We start from the raw sequence: 25782 nt of genomic DNA, 5'->3' as shown, positions 1-25782 counted from the left end.
AGAAGTCCTGTTTCTGATGTCTCTTTATGGCGTGGTTAACAATACAGCCCGTTCAGGGCAAGCGAACCTATTCCCCGCCGTCAATCCTTTGGTTGCCGCCGTCGCCGATCACAGTATCGATGCGGTCGATGGCTGCATCTGTGATATCCAAAGCGTCTGAGCTGAGAAACACGTATGATCGCTCTAAAATCATTGACGCGCCTGCATCCCGCAGCAGCCCAATCAAAATCGGTTCCGCTAATTTTGTGAAGGTGGACCGGGCTTCTTCACTGCGGCGGGCCAATGCATCCAACTTGGCACGTTGGCCTTCGCGGTGCGACTGAACCTTTTCGTCAAATGCCTCCGCCAGTGGACGAAATTCTTCGGCTGTTAATGTCGCCCGTTGTTCGGTCAGGTCTTTTTCTTCTTTGCTTAGCTCTTCGACAATGCGCTCGTTTTCCGCAGCAAGAGCAGCGCCTTCCGTTTCAATTTCTTGAAACACGCGCTTTCCAAATTCTGATTCTGAAAACAATCTCTCGCTGGAAATGGTGAGAATGCCGGATTGCGGAAGGCCCAGTTGTTGAGCAAAAGCAGGCTGCACAACCGCCAACGTCATTAAAATGCACAGGGCCCGTAACGGGCCCTGCAATACTGCATTTTTCAAGCTAACCATGCCTGATCAGAACCGGGCCTGAAGGGTCAGGTCAAAATTCTGTTCCTTGTCAAATTCTTCTTTCTTCAACGCTGTGGAGAAATTGAAGCGTAGTGGTCCGAACGGTGTAGTCCATAGAACCGAAACGCCCAGAACATGTCGGATCGAACCGCCCGAGCCGACAATGTCTGCCCCTGCCGTATTCACATTGTCGATGTTGTAGAGGTTGCCGACATCATAGAAAACGCCACCGCGAAGACCAAATTCTTCTGGCAAACCAAGTGGAAAATCTGACTCGAACCTTGCCACCCAGTAATAATTTCCGCCGATAGCGTCATCCTGACCGTTCGAAAGATCCCGGGGGCCAAGACCGGCAGGTTCAAAGCCACGGAAAGTGCTAGGCCCAAGTACAAAACGATCAAGCGTACGGCTAAAGTCGTCGCCAGTCCAATTGAGCGCGCCCATTTCAAGAGTGGCGCGAAGGACCACCTCTTCGTTTAGAACCCTCTGTTGGGCGATGGCGCGGGCCGTTGTTTTAATGAACTCGCTGTCCCCGCCAAGACCGGCTGCATCCACGCCAACTTCAAATAGAACCCCGGCATTGGGGTTCAGGCCACCGATGCGACTGTCATAAATGTAGGACACTCCAATCGAACTGGCAGTTCGCTTGCCTTGGTCGATTTCTGACGAAATAACGGCTCCGTTGGTTTCGTTGTCCTGCTGTTTCATCTCGCTTCGGTCCCAACCATAACGAACACGCAAGCTGGACAGTTCACCGATGCGGTAACTTAACTGTGGATTGAAGAAAACACTTTTGGTGTCGTAGCTGGCAAAGCTGGAGTTTGTAGTGGCCAGACCCAGTCCTACATCAAACCGCAACCTCCGGCCCAACAGATATGGTTCGGTGAAGTCGATGGTGTAACGTTCCGCGTCCTGTGCAGTTGAAAGTGAGAGACCCAAGTTTTGACCTCGACCGAGAAAGTTACTTTCGTTCAATCCGATCGCGATACCAAAACCATCCGAGACAGAGTAACTACCGCCTAGGCTAAGCGAACCCGTGGGTTGTTCCTCGACGTCCACGTCGACAATCACCTGACTGGGTGAGGATCCCTCGCGCGGTTCAACATCTGCGACCGCAAAGAACCCAAGGGCTCGGATACGTTCTGCACTCTGCCGAATTTCACGTGGATTGAATGGGTCGCCTTCGACAGTGTCGAATTGGCGGCGGATTACCCGGTCCAGAGTGGTTGTATTTCCCTCGATATCAATGCGTTCCACAAAAATCCGCGGACCACGTGTTAGAACGAACTGCACATCCAGCGTTAGATCCCGGTCATTGCGCGTAACACGCGGCTCCACTCGTAAGAAATCAACGCCCTGTTTCAACCCCAGACGCTCAAGCCGGGCAATTGAGTTTTCGACCAATGTCGGGGTGTAAGTTACCCCGGGTTTGATCTTTAGTGCAGCCTGATAAGCCGCCGGATCCACACCCGGAATCTCGCTGACAGTAGTTATTCGGCCAAAAGAAAACTTCTGCCCTTCGGTGACGTTCATCACCAGAAAGAACGCATCCCTTTCTCGAGTGAATTCCACGTTGGCGCTGTTAACGCGAAAATCGACATATCCGCGGGAAAGGTAGAAATCTCGAATGACTTGCTTATCGAATTCAATTCGATCTGCAATGAACGTGTCGCCACGAATGAAAGTACGCAATACGTTGGCTTGTTTGGTTTCAAGAACGCGACGTAGTCGCCGGTCGGAAAAAGCGCGGTTGCCGACAAAACTGACCCGTTCGATTTCTATGACGGATCCCTCTGCAACCTCAAATACCAAGTCAACTCGGTTGTCGCTGCGGCGGATGATCCGTGGGATAACCGTAGCGGCTACTCGACCTTGCGCAGAATAAATTTCTGCAATCCGGTCGGCGTCAGCCTCGGCCGTCTGAGGGGTAAATACCCTTCTGGGCTGCGACGAAATCGCATCTAGCAAAAGATCGTCTTTGACGCGGCGATTCCCTTCGATGCTGATTTGGTTGATTGTAGGGTATTCCTCGACAGAAATTACCAACGTACTTCCACGGGGTGTCAGCTCGACTGTTTCAAAAACGCCACTGTCAAGCAATCGTTGAAAGCTGTCGTTCAATTGCCCGGCCGTCACCGTTTGCCCCGGTTGAATTCCTGTTCGGGCGATAATCGTCGACGATTCAATCCGACGGTTTCCTTCGACCTCAAAAGAATTGATCGTGTAGGTCTGCGCCTGCGCGACTTTAGGAACGGTTACAAAACTAGCTGCAGCAAAGAGAAAAAGGAACGTTAGTGTTTGCCACAAAATCTTGCCTTGCGACCTGTAAGAGCCGCAGAATGTGCCCGTGCCCCTGCTATCAATCATTTTTTAGCTACCCAGAATTTTTAGCCTCTAGCTGCTGAGTAACGGGATTGTTGAGTCTTGTCAAAAGCGCAAAACAGCAAAGCGACCCACTGGGTCGCCCTTTAATCATTCAGAAATGTTAGGGAGAATCACAAGCCAACAAAATAGGCGCCAAGAGCCAACGCAAGTGCGGTTATGCCGAAACTTAACAACACGTCCCAGTTCAGCATGAAAAGGTAGCTAAAGCTCCTGTAGGATTTACGAAGCGCGTCACTCATAGCAACGGTATCCCTTACCAAGTTCGACGTTAAATTACCTCCGAATTGAGGCAATTTTACGTCCTCGAGGTGCAGCGCACGCCTTATTCAGCAGAATAGATCATTAGTAATTGCAAAAAGCATCAGCGATAGAATGAGGGTCACGCCTATCGCCATAAGAACTCGCAAAGCTTTGTCACTAGGCGGTTTCCCTGCCACCGCTTCGTATGCATAGAAAACAAGATGCCCACCATCCAACGCGGGGATTGGAAAAAGGTTCAAAAGACCCACGGCTGTCGACAATACAGCAATAAAAAATATGAAATTCTCTGCACCTTGACTGGCCATTGCCCCAGAAGTTTCGGCGATGCCGATAGGTCCGGAGATGTTGCAAGTACTAATCGCCCCGGTGATCATGTGCCACATGCCCGAAAGCGAACCCTGGACAATTCGCACGGTCTGGCTGACGCCACCAGACAAGGAATCCCAAACGTTTGCTGGGACCGTCGCAGGCTCGAGCATCATACCGCCAACGATTCCAATCCGCCAGTGAGTGACAAATCCTCCGTCTGGTTGAGGCTCATCTGTCCTGCGAGGCGCCAATGCGAACTCAAGATCCGCACCATCGCGCCACACATTCAATAAAAGCGGACGTCCGTTTGAACTCTCAACCTTTTCTTTTAACTGTGCAAAAGCAAAGATAGGATCGCCATCGACCGCGGTTATCACGTCCCCTGCCTGCAGCTGAATGTCCATAGCTGCGCTGCGCGGAGAGACCTGCTGAACTAATGGAGGGAACAGCCATGGCCCGGCTACATCTATTGTCTGGTCATCGCGAATAACAGTGTAATCGAGTACCGGTTCGACAGGCAGTGACGCGGTAAATTCCGACCAGGTGCTTGCATCGTCAAAATCCGGTGTAGCAATACCTGCAATGGCGACAATTTCATCCCCGTTCTGCAATCCTTGTATGGTCCCCGGCAGTGGATTCAGCGCCTCGACCGTCAAGGGCTCACGCGAAACCCCTTGTGACCAGAAAATTAGGCCAAAGACTAGTATCGACATTACGAAGTTGAAAACAGGACCAGCCGCAACAGTTGCCGTACGCGCCCACAGTGGAGCCCCATGCATGGTCCGACGCAACTCTTCAGGGCTTTGCTCGGCGATTTCTGACATAGCGTCCTCGTCTTTTCCCGAGGCAGCGTTGGAATCGCCCAAGAATTTGACGTAACCGCCAAATGGCAACAAAGCGATTTGCCATTTGGTCCCGCGTTTATCCATGCGGCTCCACAGAACAGGGCCAAAACCTATAGAGAACACCTCTGCTTGGATTCCGGACCACCGACCTACTATGTAATGGCCATATTCATGCACGGCGACAATTACGGATAATGCCACGACGAATGCGGCGATAGTGTATATCAGCCCGCCGAATTGTGGGATTAAAGATAATATGTCCAAAATTCTTATCCTGCTCGTTTTAGTACGGCTTCATCGACCCAATGACGTGCCAAATGGTCCGTTTGCAGCACGTTATCAAGTGTCAAAGCGGCATCAATATGGCCTTTTGCACCGTCAAACCGGTCTAAAACCGATGATACGACGTCGGTCATCTCCAAAAAACCAATTCTGCGCTGTATAAACAGATCAAGGGCACGCTCTTTTGCGGCATTGAACACTGCGCCCGAAAGACCGCCACTCTCCATAACTTCCCGTGCAAGTCGCAACGCGGGGTAACGGGCTTCGTCCGGGGCAATGAAACGCAGTTGGCCAAGTGCTGCTAAGTCTAACTTTTGGATCGGTAATTCTCGCCTGTTCGGCCAGTTCAGCGCATATCCGATTGCATGACGCATGTCCGGTACGCCCAAATGCGCCATGAGTGCGCCATCTTGGAAACCCACAAGTGCGTGAACGATGGATTCCGGGTGGATCACCACCTCGATTTGATTTGGTGAAATATCAAAAAACTCTTTTGTTTCTATTATCTCCAGAGCTTTATTAAACATTGAGGCGCTATCGATCGTAATTCGTTGCCCCATGTCCCAATTGGGATGTTTGGAGGCCTGTTCGACAGTAGCCCTCGGCAAGTCCTCGATTGGCCAATCGCGAAACGCGCCGCCGCTTGCTGTGATTACTATCCTGTCAACGGAGCGGATATCCTCGCCGACCAGAGCCTGAAAAACAGCCGAATGTTCGCTGTCTACTGGTAAAATCTGCGCGTTATGCGCCTTTGCCATTTCAAGAACCAAGGGACCCGCACATACCAGCGTTTCTTTGTTTGCCAGCGCCAGCGTTGCGCCTTGTTTCAGTGTTTCAATGCCAGGAGCCAAGCCAGCTGAACCTACGATTGCAGACATGACCCAGTCCACAGGACGCGAGGCTGCTTCGACAAGAGCCGCCTGCCCTGCCGCTGCTTCAACTCCACTTCCTGACAACGCATCCTTTAGATCTTGGAGCCTGCTTTCATAGGCGGTCACCGCAATCTGGGCACCCGTATTTCGCGCGTCTTCTGCCAACTGCGAAATGTTTGCGCCGCCAGTCAAAGCTACGACATCGTATTCCGTTGGCGCGCGCGAAATCAGATCAACGGTGTTTTGGCCGATCGACCCGGTCGCTCCAAAAATGGACACCTTTCGCATCACATTCCTCCGGGCCTATAAATTAGTCCCGCGATCAGAACAAACAACGCTGCGCCCATCATGCCGTCAAATCGGTCTAGAAATCCGCCGTGGCCCGGGATCAGGTTCGAACTGTCTTTTACACCAAGTTTGCGCTTTGCTGCGCTTTCCACAATATCGCCTATCTGACTGGCCATTGACGTTAGAATGGAAATCAGAACGAAAAAAAATCCAAACCCGGCATTCCAAGCAAAAACAGCGCCGACCAAGCCTGCTGCTGCCCAACCTCCGGCTGTTCCGGACCACGTTTTCTTGGGACTAACTTTGGGCCAGAACTTTGGTCCTCCGAAGGATTTTCCCACAAAGTACCCGGCAATGTCTGTGGCGACTACAACGGCGATTAACCAAACCATCCAGCCAAAGCCCATACTTTCGCGGATGGTAATAAATCCCAGTCCCGAGGCTGCAATCCAAATTAAAAATCCGACAAACATGCCGCGGTGGCGTTTGATTTGCCCTGCCCCAACCAGCGCAGGCGCCAAAAGAACCGGTAATTTGTACAAAGGAGGCAGGTGGTAGCTTACAACAACCGCAAATGCGGTCAAAAGCGCAATTTGTAACGCAACGCTCTGCCGCCCCGAATCGACCATCCGAACCAGTTCCCAAGTCATAACTCCGCATGCTGCGGCAATGAAGGCTTCGAACCACAATCCACCCAGCCATACTTCGACCGCACCCAACGCCGTCAGGCCCGCAGCTGACAAAACTCGTGCTGTCAGGTCAGACCAGCGGTCATTGCTCATGCGGGAACTGCTCCAAACCGCCGCTCGCGTGCTCCAAAGTTTTGACACAACCGTTCAAGTTCGGCCGCGGTGAAATCGGGCCAAAGCGTGTCTATGAACTCGTATTCAGAATAAGCGGACTGCCACAGCAGAAAGTTGGAGATACGCGCTTCGCCGCTCGTGCGGATCACAAGATCAGGATCGGGTAAAACGCGCGTATCTAAATACTTAGGAAGTGTTTCTTCATCTACATCTTCGGGCCGCAGCCTGCCTTCTGCTACATCGCGCGCAAGGCGCTTTGTTGCCCGAGCCACTTCGTCCCTGCCGCCATAGTTGAGGGCGACTGTCAGATGAACAAGGTCGTTGTCCTGGGTCTCTCGTTCCAGCATATCCATCAATTCGATAAGCTTACTGTCGAGCCTTACGCGGTCACCGATAAACCGAACCCGTATACCGTTTTCCTTGAGGGTCTGAGTCTCCTTGATGATGTAGCGCTTGAACAGGCTCATCAATCCCGCGACTTCGACTTGGGTCCTTTTCCAGTTCTCTGTCGAAAACGCAAAAATTGTGAGATACTTGATCCCCAGTCTTGGGCAGGCTTCGACCACCTCGCGTACACGACGCGCACCAGCATGGTGGCCATAAAGCCTGGGTCTACCTCGTGCCTGAGCCCACCGCCCATTGCCATCCATAATGATGGCAACATGCTTTGGGCCGTGCGTAGGCTCCATATTAGGGTCCTTGGGCATGTGACGTTCTCAGACCTGCATAATCTCTGCTTGTTTAGTTTCCAGCGCTTCGTCAACCGATTTGATCATTGTGTCAGTCAGTTCCTGAACCTCGTTTTCCCAGAACTTTTGGTCGTCTTCGGACATACCGTCAGCTTTGGCTTTCTTTATCTGGTCCATGCCATCGCGGCGAACATTGCGGATCGAAACACGCGCGCTTTCAGCATATTGGCCTGCAACCTTGCCAAGTTCCCGACGACGTTCTTCGTTCAGCTCGGGAATGGGCAACATGATGATCGTACCGTTCAGTTGCGGATTAATTCCCAACCCGCTTTCACGGATTGCTTTTTCAACCTTTCCGACCAGCGACTTATCCCAAACGTTGACCGTCACCATACGGGGCTCGGGCACATTCACTGTTCCAACTTGATTGATCGGTGTCATAGATCCATAAGCGTCAACCATAACGGGTTCCAGCATGGATGCAGACGCCCGCCCTGTCCGCAACGACGCAAATTCCGTCCTGAGATTGGACATGGCGCCTTCCATTCGGCGCTTCAGATCATCGGTGTCCAGTTCGAAATCGTCAGACATACTGCTCACTCCCCGTCTTCAAGTGCTGTTCCCGTGGGTCATAAGCCATCGGAATAGGGTTGTATAGCAATCATGGCCGCCAAATGTGGCAATTCCCAGAGCTCTAGCGGCCATTTTTAAGTTTCTGACCAATTAATTCAGCGACCCAATCGTGTGGGCCGCTGATTTTTTAAGTCAGGAATTCAAATCTACGACTACGCGCCCTTTAACCTGCCCTTGCAGTATGTCGGCGCCAAGTTTTGGCAGATCTTGCAAAGTGGCAGGATGGACCATCGCTTCAAGCTTGTTCATCGGCAGGTCTGCGGCAATGCGCTGCCAGGCACGAACGCGATTTTCGTAGGGCTGCATTACGCTGTCTATCCCCAGCAGATTCACTCCGCGAAGCAGAAACGGAATTACAGTAGCGGGCAAAGCAGCACCCCCGGCGAGACCAACCGCAGCAACCGACGCGCCGTATTTCATCTGCCCAAGAACCCGAGCCAACATCGCGCCGCCGACGGCGTCCACGCAACCTGCCCAAGTCTCGCTTTCCAAAGGGCGCTTGGTTGTTTCATTCAATTCTTCTCTTGGGACGATACTCGTTGCACCCAGAGATTTCAGGTAGTCAGCCGTATCAGGGCGCCCGGTGACAGCGGCAACCTCATAGCCCAGATGAGCCAGAATAGCTGTCGCGACAGAGCCTACACCACCAGCGGCCCCTGTAACTAAAACAGGACCGTGACCCGGTTTCAAACCATGGTCTTCTAACGCCATAACGGCCAACATGGCCGTGAAACCTGCCGTTCCGACAGCCATAGCTTGTCGCGTGTCTAGACCGTCCGGCAGCGGCACAAGCCAATCAGCCAGTGCGCTTGCCTTTTGCGAGTATCCGCCCCAATGAGCCTCGCCAACGCGCCAGCCCGTCAATACAACTTTGTCGCCAGGTTTATATCGATCGTCGGAAGAGGATTCGACTGTACCCGCATAATCGATACCGGGCACATGAGGATAGTTTCGAACCAACCCTCCTCCTTTTGGCGACATGCATAATCCATCCTTGTAGTTCACCGTCGAATACTCAACTGCCACCGTGACTTCACCATGTGGGAGATCGCTGTCAGAAAGTTGTTTCACCGAAGGACTGGCCAGGCCACTTTCTTCATCTTTTTCAACTACTAATGCATTGAACATCGTTATATCTCCGTAATCCGATCTCAATTTTCGTCCGCTGTTTGTCGTGGGTCATCGCCAGAAACTTTGCTGAACCTCCGCCCACCGCATTCCGTGTTCCGTCATCAACTCGATCCGTGTCCCCGGCTCCCAATAGGCTCGGTCCACCATCCCAATTGCCACGTTGACTCCAAACTCGGGCGAATAGACAGCCGAAGCCACCTGACCCACCTGAGTGCTGTTGGCAAGCAAGGGCCAAGATTGGGTGCACGGTCCAATTTCGCCTTCAATCACCAAAGGTCTTATCTGCCGTGGCGGACCGTTTTCGGCTTGTCCAGCCAAAGCCGATTTGCCGATATAGTCGAGCGGCGAGTTGCAAAACCTAGCCAATCCACATTCATAGGGAGTATTTTCGCGCCGCATATCAGAGCCAAAGCTAAGCAGCCCGCTTTCAACCCGTTCAATATTATTTGGGCACCCGGCTCTGACCTTCAAATTCTGCCCGTTGGCGAATAACGTATCCCACAAGGGCATTCCATATTCGGAACCCTCGACGTAGATTTCGAAACCACCCTGTTTTGACCATCCTGAGCGCGCAACGATGAATTCTTGATCTTCGAACCGCAAACGTTTGTAACGGAAGAATTTTATGTCCCTTACCTGATCGCCGAAAACGCGTTCCATAAGGTCGTCGGCCTTTGGACCCTGAACCGCAAGCGGCGAAACATCGGGCTCGGTGATCTCGACATCCAGACCCAATGCGATTGCAAGACCCAAAGCAAACTGCCACAGGTCACCATCAGCCACAGACAACCAGTATTGATCGTCGGCCAGCTTTATCGCCACAGGATCATTCAGCATACCGCCATTGTGATCCACAATCGGTACATAGTAACATTGATCCGCTTGCATACGGTCCATGTCACGTGGGCTTAGCATTTTCATAAGGCGCAAAGCATCCGGTCCCTTGACCTGAACTTGCCTTTCGCACGAAACATCCCAGACCTGAACGTGTTGCTTCAGATGTGCTGCATCAGCTTCGACACTCTCGAAAAACGTGGGTAGAAGCGTGTGGTTGTAGACTGTGTATCCGCCAACCCCAGCAGCTTCGACACCGGGTGTAAATGGCGTTTTACGTACGCGTCGGTTAGGAGTGATGACTGCCATTTTCCGATCCTTCAGGCAGAAAAACTACATGGTTACAGATGGTTCAGGGTCGAACGTCACTTTGGCCCATGCCAGTCGATCGGGCAAATCTCAGCGGATTTTCCACCAAAGTCCCAAACGCGACCATAGTCACGAACCTTTGATTTTGTTCCGCGGGCAACAATGATATCTGGTCCCATCCAGTACTTTGAATTCGAAACCATCACTGGATGATCAGCGTCCTTGCCGGCCAACATCTCAATCTCGCCTTGAATCTTGCGTCCAATAACGATCCGGCGTTTGTTTCCGTCGCGCTCTATCTGAACGGGCGCCCGCTCTGCCCCTATGATCTCGCTGACAAGCATTGTGAACAAACCAGTCGTTCCCCCAGCCTGACCGCTGAAAATTTGTAAGAGGCCGTTGTAAGCCTTCCCACTGGCGCGTTCGTCCACATAGGCCGCCACTTTCCACTGACCTTCACCCATGCGGCCCGGAATATCGACCAGCAGTCCCACGTTTAGCCCCGATAAGTCCTCGCCTTCAAAATTGCCTTCGTCGATAATCACGCCCATCCATGCATGGCAATGACCTTCGGTCGGAGGATGCGCGCCAAGCGAGACAACGCACGGACAAAAGACATCACAGGAACAATTTAAGATCAGTTCGCCCTTGATTGCCCAGTCAGTTGGGCTCATTTCACGCCGCTTCGGGTTGGGCATACGACTGTCGATCCGCTGGCTTATGGGCAGTTTGTCCGCCTCTGGTTTTCTGTTCTTTGCCATCACGTTATCCTCCGTAAACGATGTGATGCCCGAGCAGGATCACTCCGCTCGCGATCAAAGCAAACCCCATGGGTCGGGTCACGGCGTGACCAATTTGGGGAAGTTTTTCCAAAACCATAAACAGGGTCGCCAAACCCATCCATAGCAGGCTCATGACGCCGCCAACAAAACCCAGGGCCATGAAGCCCCAACAGCAACCTAGGCAGAAAACACCGAGGCCAAGCCCCATTCGAACACCGCCGAAATAACCAGTTTTCCAGTGCCCCAAAAAGTAGGTCATAGGAGCGTGGCAGATGCCGTGGCAAGTTTCTTTGAGGCGAGTGAACTGGAATCCGCCCACCAAAACCAACAAGCCGCCTGCTAGATAAGGTGATTTTGCAATCCCCAGCATATCTATTGCACCACCAAAAAGTAGAGCCAACTGAAGTGCAGTGATAAGTGCCGCAAAGCCCGCCCAGACAAGGAAGTATCCACTCAGAACGCCAATCCAACCAGCGCGGCTTCCGTTAGCGCTGCGGATCAGGTCTTCATAGCTGCGCAAAGTCGGAACAAGCGTTGGCAACATCATCGCAGCCATCATAATCGCCCACATCCAGAACAAAGGGCCGAACTCAGCCATGGGCATGTACATGTCCATCCGCGGGTCCATTACACGCATGGCTTCGCCCATCGGACCCGGACGACCGATCCAATCCAGATCCATATCGCGGCTCATCGAGAACATAGTCCACCACGCCCAAAGGATGGCGGCGTAAAAGCCAAACCACAATCCGCTGCGTAGCATTGCGCGACTCATTTTCTCCTCCCGACTCAGTTCTTGCTTTTTCAAATGTCAGACTTTTAAATGTCAGACAAATAAAATCTGACATGCTGGCCTTTGGACATGAAAATAGACCCACAAAACCCTGCCGACCTTTCCGCACAGATCGCGCAGGCCATCCGGGACGCGATAGTATCGGGGGCGTTAATTGTTGATGAGCGGCTTCCCTCGGAGACCGAGCTTTCCGATCTGTTCAGAGTTTCGCGTCCAACAGTCCGCGAGGCGCTAAAGAGGTTGGCGGCCCAGTCCCTGATCCGTACACAGCGCGGTGCCGCTGGTGGAGCATTTGTAAATCGGCTTAATTTTGAAGACGCCTATTCCCAGCAAATCACAACCTCGACGCTGTTGTTATCTATGAATGCAGTCAGTTTTGATACGGCTTGCGAGGCACGGTACGCGCTGGAAAGAGCGTGCGCCGCTTTGTCAGCCGACCGGCGTACGCCTGACCATTTGGCTACTATGAGAACGGAAATTTTCAGACAGTCACAGCCAGGACTTACGGACGAAGCGTTTTGTACGTCGGATGTAGCTTTTCACCGAGCATTGGTGGATGGTGCGGGAAATCCGGTTTTGTCCTATCAATTAGCTGGTGCAGTTGAAGCTATGCAGCCGTTGATGAACATGATCACCTTCACAGCGAGGTCGCGAGAGGCGATAATTGCTATGCACAGCAAAATCGCAGATGCGTTAGAAGCACGCGACGCCGATGTTGTCGACGCGGCGCTGGCGGATTTGGAAACTTATACGCGCCAACTGGCACAAGACGTTGCAGAACAGCGCCGCAAGCCGGCCTGAAGCAGAATTTAAACGGAATTGGAGCAGCAGAAGGAAGACACTGAAACACGAGCAGGCAGCCAGTCACCCGGCATCAAGACCGGAACTCTCAAAAATGTTGAATATCAATTTCTTACGGGAGGACGTTATGAACCAAAGACCGGACCCAACCTTTTATCCATCTGCAAAGCTGGCTATGGAAGGACCGACGGAAACACTGGCTTTCACGCTTATGCTTAGTCCAGATTTTTCACAGCCAGATGGCTTGGCTGTTGTGAACGTCGACCCAACATCGGGAGATTACGGAAAAATCGTTCATCAGGTGATTATGCCCGAAAAAGGGGATGAATTTCACCATTTTGGTTGGAATGCGTGCTCGTCTTCTCTGTCGCCACTTAGCGGACATGCATTCCTTGAACGCCGTTACCTGATAATTCCCGGCATTCGATCAAGCCGAATCTACATTATTGATGTTAAAAATCCGCTGGAAGCCAAAATTCACAAGATTATCGAACCCGAAGAAGTCTTTGCTAAAACTGGGTATTCCCGCCCACACACGATCCATTGCGGACCGGAAGGCATCTATGTCAGCACACTTGGCGGTGGTGGAAAGGACGGAACAGATGGTCCTCCGGGTATTTTTATCATGGACTGCGAAACCTTTGATATAATTGGTAGATACGAGATCGAGCGTGGAGTTCAAGACAAGCATTATGATTTCTGGTGGAACCTGCCTCGCGATTACATGGTAAGCTCTGAATGGGGATTACCACCGCAATTCGAAAACGGGATCGTGGCCGAGGATCTTCTTTCGAACAAGTACGGGCATCGGATTCACTTTTGGAACCTTCGTGATCGCACCAATATTCAGACCATTGATTTAGGTGAGAACCACCAAATGGCTTTGGAGATTCGCCCAGCTCATGATCCCGTAAAGCAATATGGATTTTGCGGTGTCGTAGTCGATACCACTAACCTGCAGGGTGCGATCTTTACGTGGTGGCGCAACGACGACGGAACCTTTGAGGCGAAGAAGACGATCACCATTGATCCACAACCGGCTGACCCTGACGATTTGCCTGACCTGCTGAAAGGTTTCTCGGCGGTTCCTCCATTAGTGACGGACATCGATCTGAGCCTTGATGATAACTATCTCTACGTCTCCTGCTGGGGAACAGGCGAAATGCATCAATACGATGTGTCAGACCCAATGAACCCAAAGTTGGCCGGCGTGGTTGAAATTGGCGGCATCGTCAAAAAGACGAAGCATCCGAACGGTCAGGAATTTGGCTATGGGCCGCAAATGGTTGAAATCAGCCGGGACGGCAAACGCGTTTATTGGACGAATTCGTTGTATTCGACATGGGATGATCAGTTCTACCCCGGTGATCGTGGAGCCGCTATGGTCAAGGCTGATGTCGGTGAAAACGGTGGCTTGACGCTTGATCCCAAATTCTGGGTGGATTTCCCGAAAGGCTACCGGAGTCACCAAATCCGTCTTGAGGGTGGCGACTGTTCAACTGACAGTTTCTGCTACCCGTCCGTCTGAATTGGAGTTTCTGATGACATCGACGGCTGGCCTTTGGCTGGCCGTCTTTCTAAGCGGAGCCTACCACGGATTAAATCCAGGGATGGGATGGCCGCTGGCGGTTTCGTCGGCCCTGATGGAGCAACGGCAATCTGCGCTTTGGGGCGCACTAGCTGCTTTGGCTGGTGGGCATTTCGTGGCAATGTTGGGAGTTTTGCTTCCCTTCGCATTAATGACGCTACTTGTCGACTATCAGCGGGAAATTCGCGTTGGTGCTGCTCTTATAGTCATCACCATGGGTCTTTACATCGCGATAACGCGACGGCACCCCCGAGTTCTTTCTCGCATACCACCCAGCAAGTTAGCCCTTTGGTCGTTTCTTGTTGCTCTCGCACACGGTGCCGCATTGATGTTGGTCCCGATCTATCTTGGACTATGTGGTCTTGATGAACTGGATGCCGGCCACCGCGCAGTTTCCGAGATCATGACTACCAACGGGATGCTCGTCTTAGCTGTGGCTGTCATACATACGACCGCCATGGTTTTGGGAGGGGGTATTGTGGCCTTTGCTGTTTATCGCTGGCTTGGTCTTCAGTTTCTGTCCCGCAGTTGGTTTAACCTAGAACTGATTTGGGCCTTGAGCCTGATCTTAGTTGGTATTTTGGGATTGTGGTCCGCGCTTTAATTGCTTTTCATTCCAGCTGGTCGAATTAGGTTCTATCAAATCGCTTTTTTGAACCCGACGAGGACATCATGACAGCAGTATTCAATGTTTTAGCCGCGCTTTTGACGATTGGGTTTGGTCTGTTCGGGTTTCTTGCCCCAGCGTGGACTGCGGCTTCGCTGGATCTCGCGCCTACAGACAGCAACATGGGGTTAAGCGAAATGCGGGCATCTGTAGGCGGATTATTCGTTGTGACTGGAGTTGCGGTGATTTGGTTAAATACACCCTCGGCCTATGCGATGCTCGGCATTGTTTATGCTGGCGCAGCTTTGGGGCGTTTCGTGTCAGTCCTTCTTGATAATCCGCCACTGGCCAAAGCTATGACTTTCGGAGGAATCGAATTGGTCCTGGCAATTTGGCTAATCGCTGCAAACATGAACAGGTCCGTGTAAGGCATTGGAATAAAAAGCGCTTGAACCCATCATTCCCGATTTGCATCCGAGCCAAACCTCACCTATATAATATGTGTCCTTCGGGACTATGGACATAAACGCGCTCGTAATAAACGGATCGGACCCGGGGGCGGTACCCGGCGGCTCCACCAAAGTCCTTCGTTTGGGGATCATGGGGCCGAAATAGGATCGACGAACGTCTAAAGGGGTTAGCTTTGTCTCGGCTGTCTGCCACCGTTATCGGCGAAAATAGTACAATTGCAAACGACAATCGTGCTCCGGTTGCAGTTGCTGCGTAAGCAGTAACAAGACCGAAATCTAAGTCCTTGCGCCTAGCCGCGTAAGGCGGGGTTCGCAGGTACCTGGCAACAGAAACCTGCATTTACCGCTTTATGTCTGTTGTTTGCCCCACAAATTCCGAAACGGTTCAGAGTTTGTTTATTTCTGTTTCACATCCTGCCGGAACAGGACAGGAGAGTCGTTATGACGAATTCAGAAATACTTCGCAGGTGGTACTCCGAGGTTTGGGAAAATGGGAATACGGACGCAATAAATAAATTCTTTGCTCCGGATGTAATGGCCGAAGGTTTGATCCCAGAAATGCAAGTTGGAGCTGACGATTTTCGTGACCTTGTAACCGCATTTCGCCACGTGCTTGGCGACATAAAGTTTTATCTGCCCAAAGTCGTAGAGCACGAAGACTGGGTTTCTGCGATTTTACATGTACGAACTTTTCGAGCCGACAATGGTGCTCCGTTGGAAGTGACTGGACAAGTTATGGCGCGGTTCAAAGACGGCAAAATTGTTGAGGCCTACAACCAGTTCGATTTTATTTCTCTGTTTGAGCAGCTAGGCCAGTTCCCGCAAGACACTTTGCCAGTCTGTATGACTGGTCAGCGGTTGGATTGGGCCTAATATACAGTCCAGTACGCTTGACCAACACGTTACTTACACGCTAGCAAATCCTTAAGGGGTTAGCTTGCGAACGCCCCGTGAGGCGGCAGCCCAAGTTTCGCATGTATCCGAGATTTAGAAGGAGACATGCTGTGGCTGCCCCAAACGCTATTACCCCAAAACAACTTGCCCGGATTGTCGGGACGCCATCTGCGCCTATTATAGTGGATATACGCACAGATTTTGACTTCGCCGATGATCCCAGGCTCATACCTGGATCAGTACGACATCCGCATAACCAAATCGTCGAGTTGCGGGCACTTATCGGTAACCGACCCTGCGTTATTATTTGTCAAAAAGGAAAAAAACTGAGCCAAGGGGTGGTTTCGTGGCTGCGCAGCGATGGGCACGCGGCCGAGTATCTTGAAGGCGGTCACTTTGCTTGGCGGGACATGCCAGATAGCCAACTGGTTTCAGTTTCGGCTTTGCCGGAAGAAGTCGGGTCAGGAACACTTTGGGTTACACGTCATCGACCTAAAATCGATCGGATTGCATGCCCGTGGCTTATTCGTCGATTTGTGGATCCCAACGCTCGGTTCCTTTTTGTAGCGCCGTCCGAGGTTAAAGGTGTGGTAGCAAAGTTTGGTGCGACTGCGTTCGACGAAGACGGTGAATTCTGGAGCCACCGGGGTGAAAACTGTACTTTCGATACGATGCTTGACGAGTTCGATATCCACTCCGCCCCCCTTGATCGCATGGCCGATGTTATTCGTGCAGCAGACACAAACAAACATAAGGTGGCCCCGGAAGCTGCTGGATTGTTAGCAATTTCGGTTGGTCTATCGCGCCAATACAAAGACGACCATCAACAGCTTGAAGCCGGTATGCACATTTACGATGCTCTATACCGATGGGCTCGTGACGGTTTCAATGAAGTTCATGATTGGCCGAACGGTCACACCTCATGACACCGAGCATAAACGAGCTTTGCCTTGTGTTTGGGCGCATAGGGCTGTTTTCATTTGGCGGTCCGGCTGCTCAGATATCGTTGATGCACCAGGAATTAGTGGAGCGTAGGTCTTGGCTGGATGAACAGACTTATCTGCGTGCTTTATCGTTGTGCATGCTGCTGCCGGGGCCTGAAGCCATGCAATTAGCCACATATGCTGGATGGCGCCTCAAAGGGGTCGTCGGGGGTTTGATTGCCGGCAGTCTTTTCGTATTGCCCGGTGCCATCGTGATAACGTTGCTTGTCTTTTTGTACGCGGCTTACGGAGACCTGCCTTTGGTTCAGGCCGGCTTTTTAGGGATCAAGGCGACAGTTATTGTCATCGTAATTCAAGCAGTTCGAAACTTGTCCGGCAAAGCCTTAACAGACAGCAGATATCGACTGATTGCGGGTTTGGGTTTCTTGGCGATTTTTGTGTTCAATCTGCCTTTTCCTTTGATCATCCTCACGGCGGCGATTTGGGGGTATTGCACGGCGCAAAACATAACTTTACCGCCCGTTGACCCCTCTCCCATACTTACACGTCCCATCCGAACAGCTTTCGTCTGGCTCGCTTTGTGGCTGATCCCGCTGATTTTACTTAGCTGGGCGGGGCAAACTCTACTGGCTGAACTGGGTTGGTTCTTTGCCCGATTGGCAGTTGTGACGTTTGGGGGCGCGTACGCCGTACTAGCGTATATGACGCAAACGGTCGTCGAAACCTATAACTGGATCAGCACTGACCAAATGATAGATGCCTTGGGACTCGCTGAAACAACGCCTGGGCCTTTGATTCTTGTCACACAGTTCGTTGCTATGCTGACCGGACAGATGGCAGGCGGTACGTCCCTTGCCATTGCCGCTGGTATTGTTGCCCTATGGTCAACATTTGTACCTTGTTTTCTTTGGATTTTTTTGACCGGCCCGTACTTAGACAATATCGCGACCCGCCCGCGATTGGCAGCTTCGATGAAGGCTGTAACCGCCGCGGTTGTCGGAGTGATTCTAAACCTCTCGGTGTGGTTCGGTATGAATGTTCTGTTCCGATCGGTGGATGGAGTATCGTGGGGGCCATTCGAAATGCCCCTGCCCGTCCCGTCCACGCTGGACCTCGCAGCTTTGATCTTGATCTTGATAGCGAGTATCTTGATATTCCGCATGAAATCAGGTTTGACAGTAACGCTGATAGCGATGAGCCTAGCGGGAATTGCGATTGAGGTTTTGTAGCTGAACTTGTGCAACCCAGTCTTTCGTTTCCGCTCAAATCCCTTATGCTGACATCAAATACGCTCGAGGATCGAAAATGTCGCAAGACATAGATTATGGGAACCTTATGCACACGGCAATGCGCGGTCTTATCAAGACTGTTCTTACTGACGTGTCAAATAACGGTTTACCGGGTGCACACCACTTCTTCATCACATTCGACACGCAACAAGAGGGTGTCGAATTGGCCGACTGGTTGCGAGAACGTTACCCTGAAGAAATGACAATAGTCATGCAGCACTGGTTCGAGAATCTAGAGGTCGGTGACGATGGTTTCTCAATCACACTGAACTTCGGCGACGCGCCGGAGCCGTTGTACATCCCGTATATGGCCATCAAAACTTTCGTCGATCCATCTGTTGAATTCGGATTGCGATTTGAGAGCGCAGAAGATGAGGATGAGGCGGAGTTTTCAGAAGAAGAAACGATCGAAATCGATTCTGAAGAAGAGAAGCATCATCACGATGCGGATGTTGTTTCGTTGGACAATTTCCGCAAGTAACTGCCCAAACTAACCCCTAACCAGCCGGGTTCATTTTTTCTCCAAAAATGTCTCTACCGACCTCGATTTTTCACCATTGCGGAATCGCGAGAAAGAAAGGTCTAGCCCGCCATCGGCAAGAGTTCGGTCGAATTGCTGCAATTCGTATCCACCGTTTGGACCAATAAATAATGAAAAGACTGTCAGTGTCGCCCCTTCGATCCGTCCCCAAACAAACGGTTCGCCTTTCATCGGGTCTAACGGGACTTCGTGACCGAACACATTTCGTTTCATAGCCGCCGAAAACACATCAGGGCGCTCAGTCGTCTTAAAGTCGACCGAATATTCTTCTTCTTTGATGCGACCGTCACCTTTGTAAGTGGTTGTGGTCCAACTTACGTTGAATCCGTCTTTTAACTCGCTAATCGATACGCTCATATCCCTTGGGGTCTCTGTGCCGTCAGAGTCTACGACATTAGCGGACCCAACATAATCCCCCACAAATGGTTCAATTTCTGCGGCGAAAGTGGAATTTGTGCCGGCCAAAAGCAATAGCGACACGGAAAACACGGTCATAAACATATACACAGGTCGGACAATGTGTGCTGCACGCATAAGAAACTCCGTCGCGGTTGCGCTTATATTGTAACTTTAGCTCGCTTGGGCACAATGGCACTGTTTTCGCTAACGGACAAATAATGGAACCGCGCCGTATCTATACCTTTGTTAGGCCAAAGATTAAGGTGCGCGTAACTGGCCGATTGCCTTGCGCTGATGCTGAGGTTACACGGCATACGATTGCATGCCAAACGGAGTGACAAATGTCTCAGACCCGCACCGAAACCGACAGTTTTGGCCCTCTCGAAGTACCAGCGGACAAATACTGGGGCGCGCAGACCCAGCGGTCTATCATGAATTTTCCGATCGGTTGGGAAAAACAGCCAGTAGCCATTGTTCGTGCATTGGGCGTTATAAAAAAAGCGTGCGCAATGGAAAACAAAGCTACAGGTAAGTTGGATGCCAAGATTGCCGATGCGGTGATTCAGGCTGCGGACGAGGTTATTGATGGTAAGTTCGATGATAACTTTCCCTTAGTCGTGTGGCAGACCGGTTCGGGAACACAATCAAACATGAACTCGAACGAAGTGATCGCCAACCGCGCCATCGAAATACTGGGTGGCGTGATTGGTTCGAAAGATCCCGTTCACCCAAATGACCATTGCAATATGGGGCAGTCTTCCAATGACACTTTCCCCACTGCGATGCATATTGCCGCCGCGATGAGCGTTCGTGATGTTCTGCTGCCGGGGCTTGAAAAACTGGCAAGTGGGTTAGAGCAAAAGGCAAAGGAATTCGCCGGCATCATCAAGATTGGGCGCACACACACACAAGATGCCACGCCACTTACGCTCGAGCAGGAATTCGGGGGATACGCTCATCAGATTCGCCAAGGCATTGCGCGGGTTCATTCAGCAATGCCTGCCATTTACGAATTGGCGCAAGGTGGGACCGCCGTTGGTACTGGCTTGAACACTCATAGCGGTTGGGATGAGGCGGTAGCCAGTAACATGGCAGAAATCACCGGGCTGCCATTTGTCACCGCACCTAACAAGTTTGAGGCTCTGGCGGCTCATGACGCGATGGTTTTTCTGTCAGGGGCTTTGGCAACGGTTGCAGGTTCTTGCTATAAAATTGCCAATGATATCCGTTTCCTGGGCTCGGGACCGCGGTCTGGTTTGGGCGAACTTATCCTTCCCGAGAATGAACCGGGTTCTTCCATCATGCCGGGCAAGGTTAACCCAACGCAAGCCGAAGCTCTGACTCAGGTTGCTGCACATGTCATGGGGAACGATGCAGCTATGAAATTTGCCGGTTCGCAGGGCCATTTCCAGCTGAATGTATATAACCCAATGATGTCGTATAACCTACTGCAATCAATTCAGTTATTGGGAGATGCCACCGACAGCTTCACTGAACGTATGTTGCTTGGGATACAGGCCAACGAACCACGTATCGACAAACTGATGAAAGAATCGCTTATGCTGGTCACTGCACTGGCCCCAACAATCGGTTACGACAATGCCACAAAGGTTGCAAAAACCGCTCATAAGAACGGGACAACCCTCAAAGAAGAAGCAATCGCGCTGGGTTTCGTGGATGAAGAGACCTTTGATGCCGTTGTGCGGCCTGAACATATGATCGGTCCGAAGAACTGATGGGCAAGCCGGTCAACCTGAACCGGTATAGAAAAGCAAAGTCGCGGGCCGAGAAAAAGGCCCGCGCGGATCGGAATTCCTTCTGTTATGGTCGTAGCAAAGCCGAGAAGGAAGCAACTGATCTTGAGCGTTCCAAGTCCAAGAAAGAATTGGATAATCACGAGTTGGATAAATGAGTGGGCCTCCGATCAAACGATCGCTTACGCTGCAGGGTCATCGAACCTCGGTGTCGCTGGAGGATGAGTTTTGGAATGCATTTCGCGAGATCGCACAATCAAAATCAATTCCTATCAACGTCCTAGCTTCAGAAATTGATGCCGCCCGGAACCCTGATACAGGTTTGGCATCGGCTATTCGGGTATTCGTTTTAAATTGGTATTGGTCAAAAAATTGAATCCTTGTCTTTTGAAGTAAAGGGCCACTGAAGCCCTGTGAAGTAAAAAGGGTATTTTAATGTCTGATACAGTTTCTGGACCGGATGGGCGGATGCGCTGTGCTTGGTGTCAGGCAGCGCCTGAATTCTTCGAGTACCACGACTCTGAATGGGGTTACCCTGTCTTTGACGAAAGGCGTTTATTTGAAAAGCTTTGCCTGGAGAGTTTTCAATCAGGCCTGAGTTGGCGCACGATCCTGAATAAACGTGAGAATTTCCGCCGTGCCTTTTGCGGATTTGACTTTAACAAGATCGCTTTGTTTGACGAAGTCGATGTCGCCCGATTGCTTCAAGATGCCAACATTATTCGTCATCGCGGCAAGATTGAGGCCGTAATTAACAATGCCCAACGAATGCAAGAGTTGGTGGCGGCAGAGGGATCGTTGGCTGGCTTTGTTTGGCGCTATGAAACCGAGGTCCAAAGGACGCCCCGCCTGGCATCGACCTCACCCGAGTCGGTTGCTCTATCGAAAGAGCTAAAGAAGCGAGGTTGGAAGTTCGTCGGACCCACAACCGTTTATGCGTTTATGCAGGCAATGGGTCTTGTCAACGATCACGTCGAAGGCTGCATCATGCGGGAAAAAGCGACGCTGTTGCGCCGCTCGCTAATAAAGCCGGAATAATTCTTCTAAACAGAAGCTTGATGGATTTTGTTTATGTTGCTGCCCAGAGCAGCGTTAAATTCAGCATCCGATTGCTGCTTTGCCAGCCCTTCCGTAAGGGCGCGAGAGAACGACGCAATCATCTTGTTATTTTGGTTTAGCAGGTCACAGGCTTGCTCGGTCGAATATCCACCGGACAATGCCACTACACGTAATACCCGAGGGTGATCTGCTACTTCGTCATAAAGATTCGCTTGGTTGGGAAGCGTCAGTTTCAGCATGATCTCCTGCCCTTCGGTCAGTTGATCCAAATTCTTTAGAATTTCTTCCTTAAGAATATTCTCGGCTTCGGCCTTGGTTTCAGAATGGATGTTAACCTCTGGCTCGACTATTGGAACCATGCCCGCGTCTGTGACCTCTCGGGCTACGTCGAATTGCTGGGCGACAATCGCCGCTATGCCATCTGCGTTTGCTTCGTGTATGACTGATCGCTCTTTGGTACCGAATACACCTTGTGCTTTGGACAAAGTATCCGCCAGCCCAGGGATTGGCTTCATCAGTTGAACGCCGTTTGCTGTTTCTTCCAAGCCCTTGTCTATTTTCAAGAAAGGAACGATGCCTTTTACAGACCAGAGATAGTCAGCTACTTTGTGGCCGTCGATTTCTTCACCTAGCGTGCGCTCGAATAGAATGGCGCCGATCACTTTGTCCTTGGTGAAATCGTCTGCAAGAATGATCCGGGCGCGCATTTCTTGAATTTCGCCGAACATTTCTTCGTCCGAGCTGTAATCAGTTTCAGGCACTCCATACAGTGCCAGCGCCTTTGGGGTCGAGCCACCACTTTGGTCCAATGCGGCGATAAATCCCGCACCGTTGGTCATTTGCGCGCGTTGTTCTGCCTTGGACATAACTCTTTCCCGTTCAAAATGATTCCGAATTCATCTTTCGCATACAGCAACCTGCAAACCGATGGTAGATTGTTAGCGCCCACGTACCCTTAACCAAATTCCGTCCTTAGAGCGAACGGTAAGATGTGCGACCGGTACAGGGGTTTTTACAGGGATTGTTTCGAAACGGAACTGCCGCAGCAGCATCGATAGAATCAGTGGGCCTTCGATCATAGCAAAGCCAGAACCGATACAAACACGGGGTCCGGTGGAAAAAGGGATATAAGCATCCCTCTGACAGGATCTGCCGTTTTCCGTTTGCCATCTTGAGGGATCAAACTCATCAGGGCGTTCCCATAAGCGTTCGTGCCGGTGCAGGTGCCAAGGGCTGAGTATGATCTGAGACCCTCGAGCTATGTTTCGGCCGCGAAATTGCTCAGGGCAGCTTGTTTCCCGGACCATCATTGGAACAGGCGGATAGAGCCGTAATGCCTCACGAAAAACATCACGACAGATTTGTAGGCGGGAAACCGAGGCGAAGTCTGGTGCGTCCAGATGTTGCGCCTCCTCTGCAAGGCGATCTTGCCATTCTGGATTGAGCGCCACCAAATATAATGTCCACGCGAGTGCTGAAGCGCTGGTTTCGTGGCCAGCGAGAAAAAAGATCGCCACCTGATCGACCATTTCATCTTCTTCCAAGCAAAGCCCTGTTTCAGGGTCGGGCGTCGTCATTATCTTTGTTGCAAGATCGTCGGGTGCGTTACCTGCAATGATCAACTTGGCCCGCTCCTCGGTCATCATTCGAATCAGTTCCCTGATGTCGCGCGCTGTTTTGCGCGTTTCCCGGGAAAAAAACCTAGGAATCCAATGCGGCAAAGGAAAGAAAGCGGCCAGGTTCATCAATGGTTGTTCTCGTTGGTATGCCTTGAATTTCTTAAAAACTTGCGCCGCAACTTTGTTATCGATGGGCACAGAAAACAATGTTCGGAATATGACATCGGCCGCAACGTGACTCGTGAACTCCTCAAATTCGAGGTCTGAATTTATATGCGTTTGAAGTCTATCGACGCAGGCTTGGGCCGCAGCCAACATAGCTGGAAAAGTGTCTTTGAGGCGGCCACCCTCGAAAGCAGGATCGATCACGCGACGTTGCCGTTTCCAGGTTTCTCCATTGGTCAGGAAAACAGAGTTTCCCAAAAGTGGACGCAAGCCTTCACCGACACGTTTGGACTTGGGAAAATCCTCCGGGCGTTCTTTCAAGACTAAGTCAATCAGTTCTGGTTGATTGATCAAAAAAGATCGAAAAAAAGGTGTGCGAAACTCTGCCATCCAAGCCCGATAAAGCCGCTCTGGCTGAGCGGACAATAGATCTTGTTTGAAAAGTTTTGCGTATCGCCACAGCGTGACCCGTCCCTCTCGGGATTTTGGTTTCGGCGGCTTCATGCACTTACCGAAGTATATTTTGAAGCAGTTCGTGTGATACGAGACTGTGACGGAGCGCGTTCCTCGAACCGTTTTCTGAGTGTTAGTGGCCCTGCCGTTATTCTGAAATAGTCGTAATCGCCGGGTCGATCGAAGGCACACAAATACTGAAAGTGTAATCGAAAAAACCGCCAGCGCAGTGTTTTCCACCTCTCAGCAGAAAGTGTTTGCGTAAATGCTGCAGAAAGGACAAGCGGCCACTTTTGCCCTTGCCTCGCGACTCCACTGACTGCCACAGGGTCACATAAGGCAAAGGTACAACCATCACCAGGCGCGGACACATCCACCCAAGTCAAATTTGAACCGATGGAAAGATCGTGAAGGTCCTTTCGTAACCGATGCGCTTTGGGCAAAAAAGCGAGCATCGGAATAACCTGCCCCAAAGTTAAAAGTGATAAGGACGGGCTGTTCCGGAAACCATCGCGCTTTCGCAGGACGTCAGCTAACGCCATTACACCCAAATGTGCCCCTGAGCTGTGGCCAACGATCAAAACCTCATTCAGTTCGGCACTGAGGGCCTCATTTATTCGTTTGCTAAAAAGTTGTAGCCGGTCGTTCAACTCCGGTGAAACCACACCGCGCAAGCGAGAAGAATATGCGTAATCATGCAACAAGTAATAGGCGAACAAACGATTATCGATGCGCCGGAACCAAAATAAGGAACAATAGGCCCCTAAAGCAGCGGGCAGAATTGCCAGTTCGCCCATGTACGTATCAATCAATGCGTAGATCGACAACGCAATCAAAATGGCTATCAACAATTGCAAAATTAACATTACAACTGGGTAAAGCGCCGCCAGAACTGGTCCTTTACGAAGCCGCATCAAGCGCCAAAAAACGCCTGTCGACACATATGTCCAAACGGTTCTGGCCATTTGGATATATGTTACCAGGATCGACCCTGACATGCTGCGTTGAACGATATCCGACCAGGGCAGGACCTCAAATTCGGTCTGAACTTCAACGCCTTCTTGCACAGACGTGACATGCCAATTGTTAGAACCGCTTACTGAACCGGCCGAGACGCTGATCGAGTAACCCGAGATTTCCGCCTGTTCTTTCCCCTCTTTACGGTACAATTCACGGTATCGACGTGGCGGAAATGGATCGTATCCCGGAATGTAAAATACCCGGCGTTTGAATATTTGCGGAGGTCTGTTCTTACTGCTCATTTGGTCAACAAGTTAGCGTAGCATTGCCTTTAAGGTAAGGCCTGCAACGACAACATCATCGCCAATTTG

General features: G+C 51.2%; 28 protein-coding genes and 1 other RNA gene. 13 read left to right on the top strand and 16 right to left on the bottom strand.

Annotated elements, in window-relative coordinates:
• Positions 1–67: 67 nt before the first annotated feature.
• From GOV45_RS18305 to GOV45_RS18255, 12 genes are all read right to left on the bottom strand, one after another.
• Positions 68–652, bottom strand: coding sequence for an OmpH family outer membrane protein (locus GOV45_RS18305; RefSeq protein WP_170480453.1), 585 nt, complete (start codon positions 650–652; stop codon positions 68–70).
• A 6-nt stretch (positions 653–658) separates the two neighbouring features.
• Complete coding sequence (gene bamA / locus GOV45_RS18300) at positions 659–3019, bottom strand: outer membrane protein assembly factor BamA (protein ID WP_170480452.1); 2361 nt, start codon at positions 3017–3019, stop codon at positions 659–661.
• A gap of 128 nt (positions 3020–3147) precedes the next feature.
• Positions 3148–3276, bottom strand: coding sequence for a hypothetical protein (locus GOV45_RS23505; protein WP_302477839.1), 129 nt, complete (start codon positions 3274–3276; stop codon positions 3148–3150).
• 87 nt (positions 3277–3363) lie between these two features.
• Positions 3364–4716: an RIP metalloprotease RseP gene (gene rseP / locus GOV45_RS18295; protein ID WP_170480450.1), complete on the bottom strand. Its 1353-nt coding sequence runs from the start codon at positions 4714–4716 to the stop codon at positions 3364–3366.
• Positions 4717–4721: 5 nt separating this feature from the next.
• Positions 4722–5894, bottom strand: coding sequence for a 1-deoxy-D-xylulose-5-phosphate reductoisomerase (gene dxr / locus GOV45_RS18290; RefSeq protein WP_170480448.1), 1173 nt, complete (start codon positions 5892–5894; stop codon positions 4722–4724).
• Positions 5894–6676, bottom strand: a complete 783-nt coding sequence (locus tag GOV45_RS18285) for a phosphatidate cytidylyltransferase (protein ID WP_170480446.1) — start codon at positions 6674–6676, stop codon at positions 5894–5896. The genes dxr and GOV45_RS18285 overlap by 1 nt, the downstream gene beginning before the upstream one ends.
• Complete coding sequence (locus GOV45_RS18280; protein WP_170480444.1) at positions 6673–7404, bottom strand: isoprenyl transferase; 732 nt, start codon at positions 7402–7404, stop codon at positions 6673–6675. The genes GOV45_RS18285 and GOV45_RS18280 overlap by 4 nt, the downstream gene beginning before the upstream one ends.
• Before the next feature lie 9 nt (positions 7405–7413).
• Positions 7414–7977 carry a ribosome recycling factor gene (gene frr / locus GOV45_RS18275; protein ID WP_170480441.1) on the bottom strand — a complete coding sequence of 188 codons (564 nt, stop codon included), beginning with the start codon at positions 7975–7977 and terminating at the stop codon, positions 7414–7416.
• Positions 7978–8151: 174 nt separating this feature from the next.
• On the bottom strand, positions 8152–9147 hold the full coding sequence (gene acuI / locus GOV45_RS18270) for an acryloyl-CoA reductase (protein ID WP_170480439.1): 996 nt from the start codon (positions 9145–9147) through the stop codon (positions 8152–8154).
• A 51-nt stretch (positions 9148–9198) separates the two neighbouring features.
• A complete protein-coding gene (locus tag GOV45_RS18265) occupies positions 9199–10293 on the bottom strand; it encodes a dimethylsulfoniopropionate demethylase (RefSeq protein WP_170480437.1) in 1095 nt (364 codons plus the stop codon).
• A 56-nt stretch (positions 10294–10349) separates the two neighbouring features.
• Positions 10350–11054, bottom strand: a complete 705-nt coding sequence (locus GOV45_RS18260) for a DUF1326 domain-containing protein (protein WP_170480435.1) — start codon at positions 11052–11054, stop codon at positions 10350–10352.
• Positions 11055–11058: 4 nt separating this feature from the next.
• Entirely contained in the window at positions 11059–11850 is a 792-nt protein-coding gene (locus tag GOV45_RS18255; protein WP_170480433.1) for a DUF2182 domain-containing protein, read from the bottom strand.
• A gap of 87 nt (positions 11851–11937) precedes the next feature.
• On the opposite strand from GOV45_RS18255, the gene GOV45_RS18250 reads away from it, so the two are divergent.
• From GOV45_RS18250 to GOV45_RS18210, 9 genes are all read left to right on the top strand, one after another.
• Positions 11938–12669, top strand: a complete 732-nt coding sequence (locus GOV45_RS18250; RefSeq protein WP_170480431.1) for a FadR/GntR family transcriptional regulator — start codon at positions 11938–11940, stop codon at positions 12667–12669.
• A 127-nt stretch (positions 12670–12796) separates the two neighbouring features.
• A complete protein-coding gene (locus GOV45_RS18245; RefSeq protein WP_170480429.1) occupies positions 12797–14197 on the top strand; it encodes a selenium-binding protein SBP56-related protein in 1401 nt (466 codons plus the stop codon).
• Positions 14198–14210: 13 nt separating this feature from the next.
• Entirely contained in the window at positions 14211–14861 is a 651-nt protein-coding gene (locus tag GOV45_RS18240; RefSeq protein ID WP_170480427.1) for a hypothetical protein, read from the top strand.
• 68 nt (positions 14862–14929) lie between these two features.
• The gene (locus GOV45_RS18235; RefSeq protein WP_170480425.1) at positions 14930–15292 is read left to right on the top strand and encodes a DUF4345 family protein; all 363 of its coding nucleotides are present in this window, start codon (positions 14930–14932) and stop codon (positions 15290–15292) included.
• Positions 15293–15328: 36 nt separating this feature from the next.
• Positions 15329–15675, top strand: a transfer-messenger RNA (tmRNA) gene (gene ssrA, locus GOV45_RS18230).
• 100 nt (positions 15676–15775) lie between these two features.
• Complete coding sequence (locus GOV45_RS18225; protein ID WP_170480423.1) at positions 15776–16207, top strand: ester cyclase; 432 nt, start codon at positions 15776–15778, stop codon at positions 16205–16207.
• Between the two features lie 131 nt (positions 16208–16338).
• A complete protein-coding gene (locus GOV45_RS18220) occupies positions 16339–17154 on the top strand; it encodes a chromate resistance protein ChrB domain-containing protein (RefSeq protein ID WP_170480421.1) in 816 nt (271 codons plus the stop codon).
• Positions 17151–18401 carry a chromate efflux transporter gene (gene chrA / locus GOV45_RS18215; RefSeq protein WP_170480419.1) on the top strand — a complete coding sequence of 417 codons (1251 nt, stop codon included), beginning with the start codon at positions 17151–17153 and terminating at the stop codon, positions 18399–18401. The genes GOV45_RS18220 and chrA overlap by 4 nt, the downstream gene beginning before the upstream one ends.
• Before the next feature lie 76 nt (positions 18402–18477).
• On the top strand, positions 18478–18942 hold the full coding sequence (locus GOV45_RS18210) for an SspB family protein (RefSeq protein WP_170480417.1): 465 nt from the start codon (positions 18478–18480) through the stop codon (positions 18940–18942).
• A gap of 30 nt (positions 18943–18972) precedes the next feature.
• Here GOV45_RS18210 and GOV45_RS18205 read toward each other — a convergent pair whose 3' ends face one another.
• Positions 18973–19536, bottom strand: coding sequence for a hypothetical protein (locus GOV45_RS18205; protein ID WP_437436531.1), 564 nt, complete (start codon positions 19534–19536; stop codon positions 18973–18975).
• A gap of 206 nt (positions 19537–19742) precedes the next feature.
• Between GOV45_RS18205 and fumC the strand changes: the two genes are divergently transcribed.
• Genes fumC through GOV45_RS18185 form a run of 4 tightly spaced genes read left to right on the top strand, consistent with a single transcriptional unit; the run spans position 19743 to position 22193 of the window.
• Entirely contained in the window at positions 19743–21137 is a 1395-nt protein-coding gene (fumC, locus tag GOV45_RS18200) for a class II fumarate hydratase (protein WP_170480415.1), read from the top strand.
• The gene (locus GOV45_RS18195; protein ID WP_170480414.1) at positions 21137–21313 is read left to right on the top strand and encodes a DUF4169 family protein; all 177 of its coding nucleotides are present in this window, start codon (positions 21137–21139) and stop codon (positions 21311–21313) included. Before fumC ends, GOV45_RS18195 begins: the two co-directional genes overlap by 1 nt.
• Positions 21310–21531: a ribbon-helix-helix domain-containing protein gene (locus tag GOV45_RS18190; RefSeq protein ID WP_170480413.1), complete on the top strand. Its 222-nt coding sequence runs from the start codon at positions 21310–21312 to the stop codon at positions 21529–21531. The genes GOV45_RS18195 and GOV45_RS18190 overlap by 4 nt, the downstream gene beginning before the upstream one ends.
• A 59-nt stretch (positions 21532–21590) precedes the next feature.
• Positions 21591–22193 carry a DNA-3-methyladenine glycosylase I gene (locus tag GOV45_RS18185; protein WP_170480412.1) on the top strand — a complete coding sequence of 201 codons (603 nt, stop codon included), beginning with the start codon at positions 21591–21593 and terminating at the stop codon, positions 22191–22193.
• Between the two features lie 5 nt (positions 22194–22198).
• Here GOV45_RS18185 and GOV45_RS18180 read toward each other — a convergent pair whose 3' ends face one another.
• The 3 genes from GOV45_RS18180 to GOV45_RS18170 form a co-directional block, all read right to left on the bottom strand.
• Positions 22199–23080 carry a fructose bisphosphate aldolase gene (locus tag GOV45_RS18180; RefSeq protein ID WP_170480411.1) on the bottom strand — a complete coding sequence of 294 codons (882 nt, stop codon included), beginning with the start codon at positions 23078–23080 and terminating at the stop codon, positions 22199–22201.
• A 72-nt stretch (positions 23081–23152) separates the two neighbouring features.
• Positions 23153–24502, bottom strand: coding sequence for a cytochrome P450 (locus GOV45_RS18175; protein ID WP_170480410.1), 1350 nt, complete (start codon positions 24500–24502; stop codon positions 23153–23155).
• A complete protein-coding gene (locus GOV45_RS18170) occupies positions 24499–25713 on the bottom strand; it encodes a hypothetical protein (protein WP_170480409.1) in 1215 nt (404 codons plus the stop codon). The genes GOV45_RS18175 and GOV45_RS18170 overlap by 4 nt, the downstream gene beginning before the upstream one ends.
• Positions 25714–25782 lie beyond the last annotated feature (69 nt).

The sequence above is a fragment of the Ruegeria arenilitoris genome (assembly GCF_013035425.1).
In the GTDB taxonomy this organism is placed as follows: domain Bacteria; phylum Pseudomonadota; class Alphaproteobacteria; order Rhodobacterales; family Rhodobacteraceae; genus Ruegeria; species Ruegeria arenilitoris_A.
The sequence above is the reverse complement of the archived record's forward strand: the minus strand, read 5'-3'. Positions and strand labels throughout refer to the sequence as shown.

What these genes read in the sequence shown, in the direction of transcription:
- GOV45_RS23505 (WP_302477839.1), bottom strand. Translation starts at nt 3,276, where the DNA reads ATGAGTGACGCGCTTCGTAAATCCTACAGGAGCTTTAGCTACCTTTTC.
- GOV45_RS18240 (WP_170480427.1), top strand. Translation starts at nt 14,211, where the DNA reads ATGACATCGACGGCTGGCCTTTGGCTGGCCGTCTTTCTAAGCGGAGCC.
- GOV45_RS18185 (WP_170480412.1), top strand. Translation starts at nt 21,591, where the DNA reads ATGTCTGATACAGTTTCTGGACCGGATGGGCGGATGCGCTGTGCTTGG.
- GOV45_RS18235 (WP_170480425.1), top strand. Translation starts at nt 14,930, where the DNA reads ATGACAGCAGTATTCAATGTTTTAGCCGCGCTTTTGACGATTGGGTTT.
- GOV45_RS18280 (WP_170480444.1), bottom strand. Translation starts at nt 7,404, where the DNA reads ATGCCCAAGGACCCTAATATGGAGCCTACGCACGGCCCAAAGCATGTT.
- GOV45_RS18260 (WP_170480435.1), bottom strand. Translation starts at nt 11,054, where the DNA reads ATGGCAAAGAACAGAAAACCAGAGGCGGACAAACTGCCCATAAGCCAG.
- GOV45_RS18195 (WP_170480414.1), top strand. Translation starts at nt 21,137, where the DNA reads ATGGGCAAGCCGGTCAACCTGAACCGGTATAGAAAAGCAAAGTCGCGG.
- GOV45_RS18245 (WP_170480429.1), top strand. Translation starts at nt 12,797, where the DNA reads ATGAACCAAAGACCGGACCCAACCTTTTATCCATCTGCAAAGCTGGCT.
- GOV45_RS18210 (WP_170480417.1), top strand. Translation starts at nt 18,478, where the DNA reads ATGTCGCAAGACATAGATTATGGGAACCTTATGCACACGGCAATGCGC.
- acuI (WP_170480439.1), bottom strand. Translation starts at nt 9,147, where the DNA reads ATGTTCAATGCATTAGTAGTTGAAAAAGATGAAGAAAGTGGCCTGGCC.
- bamA (WP_170480452.1), bottom strand. Translation starts at nt 3,019, where the DNA reads ATGATTGATAGCAGGGGCACGGGCACATTCTGCGGCTCTTACAGGTCG.
- GOV45_RS18180 (WP_170480411.1), bottom strand. Translation starts at nt 23,080, where the DNA reads ATGTCCAAGGCAGAACAACGCGCGCAAATGACCAACGGTGCGGGATTT.
- chrA (WP_170480419.1), top strand. Translation starts at nt 17,151, where the DNA reads ATGACACCGAGCATAAACGAGCTTTGCCTTGTGTTTGGGCGCATAGGG.
- GOV45_RS18255 (WP_170480433.1), bottom strand. Translation starts at nt 11,850, where the DNA reads ATGAGTCGCGCAATGCTACGCAGCGGATTGTGGTTTGGCTTTTACGCC.
- GOV45_RS18250 (WP_170480431.1), top strand. Translation starts at nt 11,938, where the DNA reads ATGAAAATAGACCCACAAAACCCTGCCGACCTTTCCGCACAGATCGCG.
- GOV45_RS18205 (WP_437436531.1), bottom strand. Translation starts at nt 19,536, where the DNA reads ATGCGTGCAGCACACATTGTCCGACCTGTGTATATGTTTATGACCGTG.
- dxr (WP_170480448.1), bottom strand. Translation starts at nt 5,894, where the DNA reads ATGCGAAAGGTGTCCATTTTTGGAGCGACCGGGTCGATCGGCCAAAAC.
- GOV45_RS18190 (WP_170480413.1), top strand. Translation starts at nt 21,310, where the DNA reads ATGAGTGGGCCTCCGATCAAACGATCGCTTACGCTGCAGGGTCATCGA.
- GOV45_RS18285 (WP_170480446.1), bottom strand. Translation starts at nt 6,676, where the DNA reads ATGAGCAATGACCGCTGGTCTGACCTGACAGCACGAGTTTTGTCAGCT.
- GOV45_RS18265 (WP_170480437.1), bottom strand. Translation starts at nt 10,293, where the DNA reads ATGGCAGTCATCACTCCTAACCGACGCGTACGTAAAACGCCATTTACA.
- GOV45_RS18305 (WP_170480453.1), bottom strand. Translation starts at nt 652, where the DNA reads ATGGTTAGCTTGAAAAATGCAGTATTGCAGGGCCCGTTACGGGCCCTG.
- GOV45_RS18175 (WP_170480410.1), bottom strand. Translation starts at nt 24,502, where the DNA reads ATGAAGCCGCCGAAACCAAAATCCCGAGAGGGACGGGTCACGCTGTGG.
- GOV45_RS18170 (WP_170480409.1), bottom strand. Translation starts at nt 25,713, where the DNA reads ATGAGCAGTAAGAACAGACCTCCGCAAATATTCAAACGCCGGGTATTT.
- frr (WP_170480441.1), bottom strand. Translation starts at nt 7,977, where the DNA reads ATGTCTGACGATTTCGAACTGGACACCGATGATCTGAAGCGCCGAATG.
- fumC (WP_170480415.1), top strand. Translation starts at nt 19,743, where the DNA reads ATGTCTCAGACCCGCACCGAAACCGACAGTTTTGGCCCTCTCGAAGTA.
- GOV45_RS18225 (WP_170480423.1), top strand. Translation starts at nt 15,776, where the DNA reads ATGACGAATTCAGAAATACTTCGCAGGTGGTACTCCGAGGTTTGGGAA.